Raw genomic sequence first — 12606 nt, forward strand, 5'->3', positions numbered from 1 at the left:
GTGTCACAGAGAGGGACGGTCTAATCGTTGTGGAGCAGATTCTCCACAGTCTTCATGATGGGCAGGTCCGCCCCGAGCCACTCGACGTCGTAGTACTCGCCGGGCCCGAGCCAGCGCAGCGCCAGGTGCTCCTTGGCCTCCGGGACGCCCGAGAGCAGCGCGCAGAACCAGACGCGCATGACGTACCCCTCGGCCAGCGGCCAGTCCGCGCCCACGCGCTCGCCCACCGTGACCTCCACGCCGAGTTCCTCCCGGCACTCGCGGACCAGCGCCGCCGTCTCCCCCTCCCCCGGATCCACCTTCCCTCCGGGGAACTCCCAGCCACCGGCCAGCGCGGCGGGCTCGGCCCGCTGCGCGGCCAGCACCCGCCCGCCCGGGGCGACGATCACGGCGGCGACCACGACGATGCTCATAGGGGATTCTGCAACTTCTCGATCTGATCGACGACATCGGGGTTCTGCAGCGGACGTGTGAAACCCACCCGGTTGTCCCGCGCCTGGTAACTGGTCACCTTGATCGGCCCGCACAACGTGCACCGGGCCTCCAGCATCTTGCCCTTGGACACGACCAGCCCCACATGACCGGGACTGTCGGGCCTGGTGCCCGGCCCCGCGTTGAAGAACACCAGGTCACCAGGCTGCTCCTCACCCTCTGACACCTTGACCCCGAACGGCCACTGCGTGAACGTCGTGCGCGGGATCGACAACCCCGCCTCCCGGTAGGCCGCGTAGATGACGCCGGAGCAGTCGAAGGCGTCCGGCCCGGTGCCGCCCCACAGGTACGGCTTGCCGCGCTGCGCCAGCGCGAACTGCAGGATCTTGGCCACGAGGTCGCTCGGCGCGGCCTCGACCAGCGGGTCATCGCACTCCCGCGACGCCTGCGGCGGCACCTTGACATCGCCGGACCTGGCGTAGCGCCGGGCGATCTCCTCGACCTGGTCGACGTACCACCAGGCGCGGTTGTAGACGAACAGCGCCTGCCGCACGTTCTCGGGCGCGCCGTTGCGCTTGAGCATCTTGGCGGCGCCCAGGATGGCGTCGGCGGGGTCGTAGACGTCGGCGACGCCGTCGCCGTCACCGTCGGAGGCGTACCCGTTGACGTCGGACGACGCCGGGATCCTGGCCTTGCCGCCCCACGTGGAGATGAGGAACTGCATCGGCCCGGCCGCGCCCGCCGAGTTGGTGCCGCTCTTGACCCCGGGCAGGTCGGAGCGGCCATGGTCGGTCTCGCGCTTGCCGACGGCGGCCAGGATGTTCCACTGCACGCCGATCTTCCGGCCGTACTCCTTGTACAGCCCCAGGTACTCGTCCGGGATGTCGGACGAGGCCGAGTCGGAGACCTCCTCCACCTGGGCCGTGTCGTCGCAGTCCACGGAGAAGCCGCCGTCGCCGAGGAACGACGGCGGCGACATCAGCAGCAGCGGGGACACGATGACCGCGACCAAGAGCACCATCCCGGCCAGACCGACGATCAGGGCGAGACGCGCTCGAGAAGGGTTCACTGGTCCCCTTTCTGGCCCTCAAGAGCCGGACGGAGGTCGTAGATCCGCCAGTCGGCGCCGAGCTGACTCACCGTGACCGCGTACTCCTCCGTCGCGAGCTGGTTGCCGCTCTTGGCGGTGACCTGCCTGTTCGCGGTGACCACGAACACGATGGACGACTGCTCGACCTGCCTGATCTCCTTCAGAGCGGCCGTGGCCGTGGAGACGGTCTGGTCGGCACGCATCTGCTCGACGAAGCCCGCCGAGGTGACCGTCCTGGTCAGGGTGCCGGCCAGTTCGGGCGTGGTGAACACCTTCAGCCGCTGCGCGTAGGCGGCCGGTTCCTCGTCGTGCCGGAACGTGCCGTACGCGGCGGTGAACCGTTCGGCCAGGTCCGCCGCCGCGGCGAGCTGCTCCTTGCGCATCGGCAGGTAGGAGTAGATGTCGAACGGGGCGGCGCTCGCGGTCGCCAGCGGCGCGCTCGGCACCGCGGCGGAGCGGGTGGCGGGCGGGTTCGCCGTCGGCTCCCGGGCGGCCTCGTCGGAGGAGTCCGGCCACATCGTCAGATAGAGGCCGACCGCCGCGATGACCACGACGATGACGACGAAGGCCACGCCCCGCCTGTCACCTGGCTGCGCCATGTTCAGTCCTTGTCCGAATTGTTTGGCTTGAGCCAGAAGGGCACGTCGGGGCTGTCACCCCCGGAGCCGCCGCCGTCGCGTCCGCTGCGCAACCAGAGCGGGGGCGCCTCGGAGCCGCGGGACGACGACTCGCCGGAGCCGAAGATCCGCGGGGCGCCCGACGTGCCGCCGCCCGACCTGGCCCCGCCACCGCCGCCGCCGAACAGGCCGCCGCCCGAACCACCCGAGCCGCCGGACCTGCGCGAGCCGCCGCCGAAGATGCTGCCACCGCCCGCGCCGCCGCCCGAGCCGCCTCCTGAGCCGCCGCGTGAACCGCCGCCGCCGAACAGGCCGCCGGAGCCGCCGCGTGAGCGGGACCCGCCCGAACGCGAGCCGCCCGAGCCGCCGAAACGTGAGGTGCGGGAACCCGTACCGCGCGAGCCGCCCGAACCGCCCGAACCGCCGCGACGGGCCCAGCCGCCGCCGGAGCCCGTGCCGAACCAGCCGCCCGCGGAACCGGATCCACCCGACCCCCCGGAACCGCCCGAACCGCCCGAACCGCCCGAACCGCCCGAACCGCCCGAACCGGGCGCGCCGGGGCCGGGCCTGGAACCGCCGGCCGCTGGGCCGCGGCTACGGGTGGGCGCGCCGTTCAGGTTGAGCGGGGGCGCGGTGCCCCGGCGCGGTTCTGGCGTGGCCCGTCCGGCCGCCTTGCCGCTCTGCTGGTCGGTGTCGAGAGGAGCCGCCGTGGCCGGGATCCTGGTGCCGGACGGCGAGCCCTCCCCTTCCTCGCTGCGCATCCGCACCTGCCCGGCCGCCGCGGAGGCCGCCGCGCCCGCCGGGTTGACCGCCCCCGCCGCCCTGATGAGCGGCTCCGCCTTGCGCAGCCCCCAGCGGCCGATCCGGGCCGAGGCGACCGGCGGCAGCGCGCCCGCCGACCGTTCGAGCACCGAGGAACTGGCGGCCTCGCCGAGCATGCGGGTGGTCACCGTGTGCCCGCTCATCGAGGCGAACAGGTGCTGGAACGGCCGCCGGTAGAAGAACACGGCGATCGTCAGCAGCGCCATGAACAGCACCTGCATGCCCCATGGCATGGCCGTGGAGATGATCAGCGCGTACCCGTACACGAGCACGCCGAGCACGATCGTCAGCACGGCCTGCCTGAGCAGCGTGCCGATGAGCATCTCCACCCAGCGCATGGCGACGATCCGGCCGCTGCCCGGATGCACCCCGATCAGCAGGAAGATCGGCCCCAGGATGAGCAGCAGCAGGAAGCCCACCTTCAGCACCAGCAGCGAGACCGCCACGAGGAAGATGAGCAGCCCCGCCACCAGGGCCGCGATGAACGCCCCGACGGCCACGCCGAGCCGGTTGGACCAGTCGCGCCCGGAGAAGGTGGCGTAGCGGGGGTCGTTACGCAGCTTGTCGCCCAGCGAGGCGTACTCCGACTGCCTGGCCCCAATGTCGGGCGCCGGTTGGCCGGCCGTGATCGCCGGGGCCGACTGCATCTCCAGCACCTTGCGGCCCCAGTCGCGCACGATGGGCTGCTGCGGGTCGGCGGTGCCGAACAGGCCCACCAGCCACGGCTTGCAGACCAGCGTGGACCACAGCGCGTCGGCGTTCTGGTCCACGCCCGGCGTGCCGCCCTGGGCGTACCCGCCCGCCTTGATCTGCGGGTCGGCCTCGCCGGGCGGCGGCAGGCAGGACGCGCCGCCCGCGCCGGGCAGGCCGGAGAAGGCGGAGTTGACCACCTCGCCGGTCTTGTCGGTGACGACCTTGCCCAGGCCGGTGAAGTCGCCGGGACGGCTGAAGAACCAGACCGCCACCGTGACCGCCAGCACCATCCAGATCACGCCTTCGGCGGTCGTGGTGGCGCGCTTGCGGATCAGCCCGTACCAGGCCAGCCAGATCGCGCCGAGGATGACGATCGGGCGCAGGAAGGGCCAGTACATGGCGTTGGACAGGTTCGTGACGATGTCGTCGACCACGTCCTTGATCGACTGCAGCGGCCCCTCGGTCGCCGCCGCCTGGTACGTGGTGATCGTCAGCCGGTCCACGGCCTTGGCCGCGGTGAAGATGCCGTTGGCCCACATGTTGCCGAGCACGGCCACGTAGTCGGAGCAGGTCAGCTCGTGCGTGTGCCAGAACTGGCCGCTCATGCCGAACTGCGAGTAGTTGGTCGTCGGGGTCTGCGGCCCGCCCTCCGGGGGCGGGGCCTGGATCAGACCGTCGAGGCCGCTGCCCACCATCTCGGGCGAGAGCGGGCCCGAGAGGTCGCAGGGAGCGGCGGCGACCGGCGTCGAGACCGCGCCCAGCACGAGCGGAACCACCAGGACACCGCAGACCAGCGCGAGAACCAGCGCCAGCCGTCGGGATAGCCGGACCTTCATGACCGTACCTCCTGCGCCCTGCCCACGCCCCCTTGAAGATCATGCCCGCTGCCGTCGGGTTTGTCGTGTGTCGGGTTCGTGTCGAGCCAGCGGAGCAGATCCTCGGAGATCAGATCCACCCCGATCCGGCCCGCCCTGCCGTCCAGGTCGCGGAAGACGCACTCGCCGTTGCCCAGCGAGCGCAGCACGGCCTTGTGCTCCTCCGACGCCTCCACCCCGAGCAGGGACATGACGTGGTCCACCTCCACCCGTTCCGTGGACCTGAACGCGAAGACCGACGACAGACAGTTGGTCACCTGCTCGTTCAGCAGGTCGCCCGCGTTCTGGGAGACCAGTACCAGGGCGGTGTTGCGGGAGCGGCCCATCCGGCTGACCTCCGGCACCAGCTTGGCGCCCTCGGGCGTGGAGGTGATCGCCCACGCCTCGTCCAGGAAGATCGCCTTCGGCGCGCGCCGGTCGAGGCCGTTCATCAGCCTGCGCGCGAACTGCGACACCAGGTAGAGCAGGGCCACCGACAGCCGCTGCTCGTAGGAGTAGTCCTCCCGGCCCGTGGTCACGTCGGGCAGCGTCAGGCCGCCGAGCGTGAACACGGTCGTCCAGCCCTCGGTGTCGATCTGGTCGCCGCCGGACGGGTCGAAGCAGAGCCGGGCCAGGTGCATCTCCGACATCGAGCGCAGCACCGCGCCGAGGTTCTTCGACGCCGGGTCGTCGGCCTGCTCCAGGAAGTCCACGACCTTGCCCAGCGACGGGTCCGCCCCGTTCGACACCGCGGCCACCGCCTGGATCATCGCCGACTCGCGCTCCTCCGACATCCGGGGCAGCAGCAGCCGCAGGGTCTCGGTGGCCATCGTCTTCTTCGCCGCGATGTCGTCGCCGAACGAGAACGGGTCCAGCAGCCCGGGGGCGGCCGATCCCAGCGGGATGATCCGGGCCCTGCGCCCCCGCTTCTCCAGGAGCCGCACCAGCGACTCGGCGTCGCCCTTCGGGTCGATCACCGCGACCGTCACGCCGCGCAACGCCATCTGGTAGATCATCAGCAGCGCCAGCGTCGTCTTGCCGCCGCCCGGCTCGCCGGTGATCGCGATGGCGGTCGGCCGGTTGCGGGTGGCCGCCACCAGCGGATCGAAGTGTACGATGCTGCGCGCCCTGCCGACGGTCTCGCCGATGTACGGCCCCAGCCAGCCCTCGCTGCCCTCGCCCGGCCGGTCGCCGAGATCGACGGTGGCCGTGGCCATGCCGCCCGCGATGGTCCGCAGCGGCTGACGCTGGGCGTAGGCGTTGATGCCCACCTTCTCGCCCGGCAGCGACTCGCGGAACAGCGAGAACTGGTCGCCGGTCGAGTTCACCACGTCGATGCCCATGTCGCGGTAGTGCTCGACCACGGCCTCCACCCGCTGGACGCAGATGTCCTCGGTCGGGGCCGAGACGATCAGGCGGTGCCAGCCGTACACGAAGGGCAGCCGCTCCTTCGTGATGCCGTGCTCCAGCATGCGGGCCGCGTCGATCTGCTCGGCCAGCGCCAGCGGCGCCTCCGCGCCCGCCTCGCGGATGTGGTGGTCCATGTCGCGGGCGTGCGCCAGCTTGCGCGCGACGTCCTTCGACGCCTTGACCGGCGGGATGAGCCGCATCCGCGAGGAGATCTCCACCGGGAACGGCAACTGGTCGGCGAAGTGCAGCCACGGCTCGCCGTCGGGGAACGGCATCAGGTCGGGGAAACGCGCGAACGACAGATAGGACACGTACGAGTCGCCCTGGGGCTGCACGATCCGCAGCAGCGACCGGCCGTTGTGGATCTCGCCCTCGATGAGCGACTCGATCTCGCCCTTGCCCCAGCGCCGTCGCGGGCTCGCCGACGGCGGCGGATCGCCCACCGCGCCCGCGGCCGCGTGCTGGAACATCCACGCCACCTCGACCGACGTGGCGTGCCGGGCGTACAGCGCGCTCGACGCCAGCGCCCGGCCGAGCCGTTCGGCCTGCTCCGTCCAGCGCCCGATCTCGCTGTCGTGGACGTGGTCGTCCTCCATGCCCAGCACCTTCTCCGTCTTCTGGTAGAAGCCGAAGACCTGGGCCAGCACCCCGCTGCCGAGCTGCTTGCCGCGCGGGCCGAGCCGCACGCCCAGGTAGACCTCCTTCGTCCAGAAGTCCTTGGCCCAGACGTGCCGGTACATCTCCTCCAGGTAGTCGCGCCAGCCGGACCCCTCGTCGGACGTGGCGTTCAGCGCCATGGCCCACTCCGCCGCGGGGTAGGTGCGGTGCGCCACCCTCAGGTGCACCTCGGCGTCGGGCATCCTGATCGCCGCCAGCGCGATCGTGATGTTGGTGGCCAGCGCCTCGCGCTCTTCCGGCGTGACGAACTCGTAGCTGATCGTCGGAAGCCGGAAGTACGCCCATGCGCAGGTGTCCGTGAGCAGGATGCGATCGTCGAAGTACCGGACCGCGAGGCGCTGATGCGCTCGGGACGCCCTGCTCATGCCGCCCCCTCGGCGCATGAACGGGCCAGACCTGCTCGCTTGTTCACTTAACGCTCACCGATTCTCGTGCCCGGGGGGTCACTCGCCAACTCCTCTTCGCTCGGTCGTACGCTCTGTGCCGCGAAGCCCGCGACCACGACGCCGGCGAGGGCGAGGTAGGCCCGCCGTCCGGCCGCGCGCAACTGCCCCGGGTCGACGACCTCCGCGCCACCTGGCGCCAGATCGTCCTCCCAGGGGACCCTGACGATGGCCCGGCACCTGCCCCTGGCCACCGACTCCGCCTGCTCGACATCGGTCATCGAACGCCTGCTCACGCCGTTGACCACCATCACCGCCCGCCTGCGCAGCTCCGCGCAGCCGTGCCCGTCGAGCCACTCGTACGTCATCGCCACCGCCTCCGACGCCTCCTCGCTCGCCGGAACCACCAGGACGAGCTGGTCGGCGTACGGCAGCAACCTGGCCGCCAGGGCGGCGGCCGGGTCGATGACGGCCAGCTTGTAGTGGCGGTCGAGCAGGCGCATGGATTCGCCGAGCCGGTGGTCGGAGAAGAAGGACCGGTCCGCGAGGCGCTGCTCGGCGCCCGCGTCGGTGTCCGCGCTGATCACCTCCAGACCCGAGGCGGTCCGCGTGGTGTATCCGCGCATGGTGAGGTAGCCGCTGACCCGGTCGAGGCCCGACAGCAGCGAGGTCAGCGTCTCGGGGGTCTCCGGCTGGATCTTGCTGGTGAGGGTGCCGCCGCCGGTGTTGGCGTCCACGGCCACGATCCGGTCGTCGCGGTACTGGGCGAAGGCGTGGCCGAGCATGAGCGCCGTCGTGGTCTGGCCGGCCCCGCCCGTGCAGCCCAGGACGACGATCCGCCTGCTGCCCCCGAACACGGCCCTGGCCCTGGCCTCGTCGATCTCGGACCCGTCCGTACGCACTCCGCCGCCGCCGACCACGACCTGCGCGATGCGCCGCCATCCCCCCGAGTCCCGGCCCACCACGGACTCGATCCTGCGCACCCTGCCCTCGCCCGGCCGCGGTCCCGGAACGGGGGTGACCAGGTCACCGGGCTGCCCGTCACGCGGCCGAGCCTCATCCCCGTAGGCGACCTCACGCCCGACACGCTCATCCCGCGCCACCTCATCACCGCGTGCCGCCTCACGACCGGCGCGCTCATCACGCGCACCCTCACGCCCGGCGTCATCACCGCGTGCCGCCTCACGCCCGGCCTCGTCACCGTGCCACGCCTCACGCCCGGCGTCATCACCACGTGCCACCTCACGACCAGCGTGCTCAACACGCACGACCTCACGCCCGGCGTCGCCACCCTGTGCCGCCTCACGACCGGTGTGCACAGCAGGTGCGGCCGCGCGCCCGGCGTCGCCATCGTGCCGCGCCTCACGGCCGACCTCATCGCCGTGCCGCGCCTCGTGCTCGGCGTCGTCGCCGTGTGCCGCCTGGCTGGGTGCCGCCTCAGGCTCGGGAGCCGGTCGGGGCGTGACCTCGGGGGCCGGCTCGTGCTCCGCGTCCACCGGTCCGGTGAGCCGGCTCACCGTCTGGCTCTCGTCGGCGGCCGGCCGCCGACGCCTTCCGGTTCGGGTGCGGCGCTCTGTCACCGGCGTGTCCGAGTGGTCCGGGGCCGTCTCGTCGCGCGCCGGCGGTTCGGGGCCGCTCGCGACCCCGTCGTCATGTGCCGCCGCCTGATCGTGCTCCGACGCCGCGCGCGCCCCGTCACCGGGGGCCGCCGTCTCGTCGTGTGCCGCAATCTCAGGAGCCCGCGCCACCATCTGGTCGCCGGGGACCTCCGGGTCGCCCGCGTCCGGTCGGCGGATCGCCGGCTCGCCGGCTACCACCGTGGCTCGGCCGTCGTCCACCGGCTCGGCCAGGTCGCCGGCCACCGGCGCGGCGGTGTCATGGTCGCCCGCCACCGTATCCGGTCCGTGACCGGCGGAACCCGCCGCAGCGCCGTCGCCGGCCCGCGCCGGCGGGGTGTCACCCGGCCGGGGTGCCACGTCACCGTCGCCCGGGACGTCTGCGGTCTGCTGGGCGCCGAGGCGGGGCAGCGGCTTGGCGTTCGGGTCGAGCGGCGGCCAGACCCCCTGCGTGCCGGACAGCAGCCCCGGCGCGAGCCGCGGCGGCTGCCCCTTCCTGTGCTGGTCTCTGGCGGCGTCGTCTTGGTGCCGGGCCGGCGGCCTGCGCGTGCCGGTCTCGGCCCGCTCCCCGGTGTCGGCGGGCGCGCCGGCGCTCGCCGCGAGCCGCCGCAACCGGCGCAGCGCCTCGGTGTCGATGGGCTTGCCCGCCGCGGGCTTGCGGCTCTCCGCGGTCCTGATCGGCACGCCCACCTCGTGCGCGGCCAGCGCCTCCGCGCCCATCTCGGCGCCCATCTCGGCGCCCATCTCGGCGTGCGCGACGGCGCTCGCCCACCGCTCGTCCCCGCGCTCCGGCGAGTCGTGGACGTCGCCTGCGGACACCGGGCCGGCCGCGTCCACGGGCTCACGGCTCTCGGCGGGGACGGCTGCGCGGGTCGCCCCGACCACCTCGTCGAGGAGCGCCCGCTCCGGACGCCGTCCAGCACCGCCTGAGGCCCCTTCCTCGCGCCACACGGGCGCCACCCCGGTCGTCGGTGCCGGGGCCGCGGCTCCCTGGCGTACGTGGCTCCTGAGCGCGGGCGCGGTGCCGCGGCGGCGGGTGCCCCAGCCCGTACGCGCGGGCGGCTCGGCGACGGGCGCCTGCGTGGCGGCGGCGGCCGCGGCGGCGACGGCCGGACGAACCTGGCGGGGCCCGGCGATCCGCTGGCCCTCCCGCTTGCGCTGCCGGACGCGGACCTTGCCCGGCCCCTTCGACTTGACCCGCGCCGGGCCGGTCCGCCACACGCGGCCGGAGAACGTGACGGTCTCGGGCTCCGGGCTGGGCGCCAGGCGGTACCACGCCTTCGGCTGGCCCAGGTAGCGGAGCTGGGACTCGAGCAGTTCGGTGAGCCGCTTGCCCTCGATGACCGGACGGGTGGACAACCACGTCACGATGCCCGGCGGCACCAGGAACAGCACGTGCCAGGGCATCTCCACCGGCACGCCCACCAGGACCAGCAGGAGCGACCACGGGACGAACACCCCGACGAACACGCCGATCCAGACGATCGGCAACGGCATCGGCAGGCGTAGGTCGTACAGCTTGTAGAGCCGCTTCTCGATGCGCCAGATGTTCGTATACGTGGGCAGGTCCACCCGGTCCTCCTCCTCTCCACCCGCTCGTTCATGACCGCCGGAGAGCGGTCTCAACCCTTATCTGATGCCCAGTGCGCCCGCGATCGCCCGCGCCGTCACCTCGATGATGTTGGGCACGTAGAAGATCACTCCGATGGCCACGGCGAGTATCAGGAACTGCACGAAACGCGTGATCTCCCGGGTGAAGAGGAAGAACAGCGCGACCACGGAGACGACCACGAGGAACAACGGGGCGAAGAAGGCGCGCAGGAAGTCGGCGAGCCCGCCCGTGTCAATGCCGGTCGTCGGGGACCCCGGCGTCGGCGTCAGCTCGATCAAGTTGAGCAATATGGTGTTAAGCGTCACTTTTGTCCTCCTGGGGGGTACCGATCAGCGGCGCGGCCGTGCCTCTACCCGACGACGCGGCTACCGCCGCGGATGTCGGCGACGAACCACTTGTCGCCCTGCTTTTCCACGGTCAGGCGATAGGCCTGCTCCAACGTCCCGCCGACCGCGGCCGGGTCGGTGGCGTTGGGGGAGGGCGGCGTGTCACCGTTGGGCACGGCCCACACCACCACCGCCTGGATCTCCCGGGTGGCACCCCCCACAGGCACCACGACTTCCTTGAGCTGCGAGAAGGTGAACGTGCCGCCGAAGCTGGGCAGGCTCTTGCCGGCGGCGACGTAGCGCTGCAGGCCGGCGGCGTCACCGGAGGCGTATTCCTTGAAGAAGCCCTCCAGTTGAGGTTTGAGCTCGGCCGCCGCCGCGTCGTCGGTCTCCGGCGCGGCCACCTGCGGGAGGTCGGCCGGGGCCGGGGCGGGCAGGATCGCCGGGCGGCCCGCCACGACGAAGCGCCCTCCGGCGTCGTCGCCTGAGTAGTAGATCGGCACCGACAGCATCATCCGGCGCGGGCCCGACTGGAACGCCACGCTGACCACGGCGTTCTGGGCGTCGCTCGGCTCGATGTCGTACGGCTGGATCGCGACGGCCGCCAGCTTGCCGTAACCGTCCCAGCCCATCTGCGGGTCCATGCCCTGGGCCAGGAACGCCGCGAGCTTGTTGGACCTGCTCCCCGCGTCGTCGGGGCTGAAATTCAGATAGACCCCCGCGAACTGTGCGGCGAAAGCCATGCCGCGTTCACCGGGGAATCCCTTGTCGGCCTGAGTGGCAGGATTGGCCACCACAGCCCCTGGCTGGGTAAATCGCTCAAATGGGGCACGAACCCCATTCACCACAATAACGATGATAAGTGCCCAGAGAATGATGCGGCCGGTCCACACCAGCCACCGTCCGCCACCACCCGACCAGCCACCGCGCCGCGGCCGGCGAGGCGGCGGCGCCTCGAAGTCAGCCGTATCAAGGGTTGCGGAAAGGCCGGGCCCGTCAGCGATCCGAGGATCGTGCTGGACGGTAGACCTACGAGCCATCACGCCTCCGCTCGCGCCGATCCCCCCGGCTGGCGCGGTGTCGTCCGTTGCCGATCCCCATCATCCGCGGTGAAGTAGTCACCCTATCCGGTCTCCGCCATTGTTCCAGGAAAGCCACGCCCATGCTGCGGCATGACGGTCCCCACCGGCAAACCGGGCCCACCTGACAGGCCACGCCGTCGATTCCTGTCACTTCCCGGTGGAATGGCCTTTTGACCAGGCCAGACGCCTAAAATCGCATAGCCGGGCGGCCACGGATTCCTGTCCAAAACAGGCATGGACCTGTCTCGACCTGCGGAATCGGCATGGATCTGAACCCGGGAGGCCCCCGTCAGGCCGGCTCGGGATCCTGGCTCGTACGCGCCTGACGCCTGCTGTGCAGGTCGACGACGGTCGGCCGCACCGCGCGCTCCAGGGAGCCGCGCAGGTCCGCCAGCATCTCGGCGGGCTCGCGCTCCCGCATCCGGGTGGCCATCTCGTTACGCTCGTCCACTTTCCTGCGGAGATACGCCTCGCGGTTGACGCGCAGGCCGTACATGAGCTCGACCCGGATGAGGGCCAGCTCCTCCTCGAGCGTGATGCCCGCGAGCGTGGGCGCCGAGCGTCGTTTCCGGATGATGCGACGGAACATGAGGGCCTCCCGAGTCAGCGTGAACGCCGTGACGATTCGACGCGCGGGGGCCCAAAGTGGTTGACGCATCGCCCGCCCCGGCGACAAACGCAGGGTCGCCTCCGGGGCATCAGACGTCCAAGGGGGCCTCGCCGCCGTCCGCCGTCGGTAACCTACCGTAGCGAATGATCGCTCTACGTGATTGGACTCATGACATGCGACGATTCGCCGCGGCACTCGCGCCCGCCGCCGTGCTCACCGCGTACGCCCTCATCGGCGCCCCGGCCACCGCCGCGCCCGCCTGGGTGACCACCGACGAGTGCCTCGACGGCGGCGGCAAGCTCACCCCCGTCGGCAGGGGCAAGGCCATCTGCAGCGGCGGCACCTGGGACCAGCAGCTCATCCACGGCTGACGGCGCCCTG

At 71.9% G+C, this 12606-nt stretch carries 10 protein-coding genes; 1 reads left to right on the plus strand and 9 read right to left on the minus strand.

Annotated features, from left to right (window positions below; translation table 11 throughout):
• Positions 1-20: 20 nt before the first annotated feature.
• From FAF44_RS15350 to FAF44_RS15390, 9 genes are all read right to left on the minus strand, one after another.
• The gene (locus FAF44_RS15350; RefSeq protein WP_237103824.1) at positions 21-413 is read right to left on the minus strand and encodes a (deoxy)nucleoside triphosphate pyrophosphohydrolase; all 393 of its coding nucleotides are present in this window, start codon (positions 411-413) and stop codon (positions 21-23) included.
• Complete coding sequence (locus tag FAF44_RS15355) at positions 410-1501, minus strand: bifunctional lytic transglycosylase/C40 family peptidase (protein ID WP_237103825.1); 1092 nt, start codon at positions 1499-1501, stop codon at positions 410-412. The genes FAF44_RS15350 and FAF44_RS15355 overlap by 4 nt, the downstream gene beginning before the upstream one ends.
• Positions 1498-2121 (minus strand): hypothetical protein, encoded by a 624-nt coding sequence (locus FAF44_RS15360; protein WP_237103826.1) that lies wholly within the window; start codon positions 2119-2121, stop codon positions 1498-1500. Before FAF44_RS15360 ends, FAF44_RS15355 begins: the two co-directional genes overlap by 4 nt.
• Positions 2122-2123: 2 nt before the next feature.
• Positions 2124-4490, minus strand: a complete 2367-nt coding sequence (locus tag FAF44_RS15365; RefSeq protein WP_237103827.1) for a type IV secretion system protein — start codon at positions 4488-4490, stop codon at positions 2124-2126.
• Entirely contained in the window at positions 4487-6961 is a 2475-nt protein-coding gene (locus FAF44_RS15370; protein ID WP_237103828.1) for an ATP-binding protein, read from the minus strand. Before FAF44_RS15370 ends, FAF44_RS15365 begins: the two co-directional genes overlap by 4 nt.
• A gap of 47 nt (positions 6962-7008) precedes the next feature.
• Positions 7009-10167, minus strand: coding sequence for a TcpE family conjugal transfer membrane protein (locus FAF44_RS15375; RefSeq protein WP_237103829.1), 3159 nt, complete (start codon positions 10165-10167; stop codon positions 7009-7011).
• Between the two features lie 57 nt (positions 10168-10224).
• Complete coding sequence (locus FAF44_RS15380) at positions 10225-10494, minus strand: hypothetical protein (RefSeq protein WP_237103860.1); 270 nt, start codon at positions 10492-10494, stop codon at positions 10225-10227.
• Between the two features lie 62 nt (positions 10495-10556).
• Positions 10557-11276, minus strand: coding sequence for a conjugal transfer protein (locus FAF44_RS15385; RefSeq protein WP_237103830.1), 720 nt, complete (start codon positions 11274-11276; stop codon positions 10557-10559).
• A gap of 628 nt (positions 11277-11904) precedes the next feature.
• Positions 11905-12204, minus strand: a complete 300-nt coding sequence (locus FAF44_RS15390; RefSeq protein WP_237103831.1) for a hypothetical protein — start codon at positions 12202-12204, stop codon at positions 11905-11907.
• A gap of 194 nt (positions 12205-12398) precedes the next feature.
• Here FAF44_RS15390 and FAF44_RS15395 point away from each other — a divergent pair, with 194 nt between their 5' ends.
• Positions 12399-12596: a hypothetical protein gene (locus tag FAF44_RS15395; protein WP_237103832.1), complete on the plus strand. Its 198-nt coding sequence runs from the start codon at positions 12399-12401 to the stop codon at positions 12594-12596.
• Positions 12597-12606: the final 10 nt, after the last annotated feature.

It is taken from the genome of Nonomuraea sp. MG754425 (assembly GCF_021699195.1).
Classification (GTDB): Bacteria; Actinomycetota; Actinomycetes; order Streptosporangiales; family Streptosporangiaceae; genus Nonomuraea.

What these genes read in the sequence shown, in the direction of transcription:
- FAF44_RS15350 (WP_237103824.1), bottom strand. Translation starts at nt 413, where the DNA reads ATGAGCATCGTCGTGGTCGCCGCCGTGATCGTCGCCCCGGGCGGGCGG.
- FAF44_RS15360 (WP_237103826.1), bottom strand. Translation starts at nt 2,121, where the DNA reads ATGGCGCAGCCAGGTGACAGGCGGGGCGTGGCCTTCGTCGTCATCGTC.
- FAF44_RS15365 (WP_237103827.1), bottom strand. Translation starts at nt 4,490, where the DNA reads ATGAAGGTCCGGCTATCCCGACGGCTGGCGCTGGTTCTCGCGCTGGTC.
- FAF44_RS15370 (WP_237103828.1), bottom strand. Translation starts at nt 6,961, where the DNA reads ATGAGCAGGGCGTCCCGAGCGCATCAGCGCCTCGCGGTCCGGTACTTC.
- FAF44_RS15385 (WP_237103830.1), bottom strand. Translation starts at nt 11,276, where the DNA reads ATGGCTTTCGCCGCACAGTTCGCGGGGGTCTATCTGAATTTCAGCCCC.
- FAF44_RS15390 (WP_237103831.1), bottom strand. Translation starts at nt 12,204, where the DNA reads ATGTTCCGTCGCATCATCCGGAAACGACGCTCGGCGCCCACGCTCGCG.
- FAF44_RS15395 (WP_237103832.1), top strand. Translation starts at nt 12,399, where the DNA reads ATGCGACGATTCGCCGCGGCACTCGCGCCCGCCGCCGTGCTCACCGCG.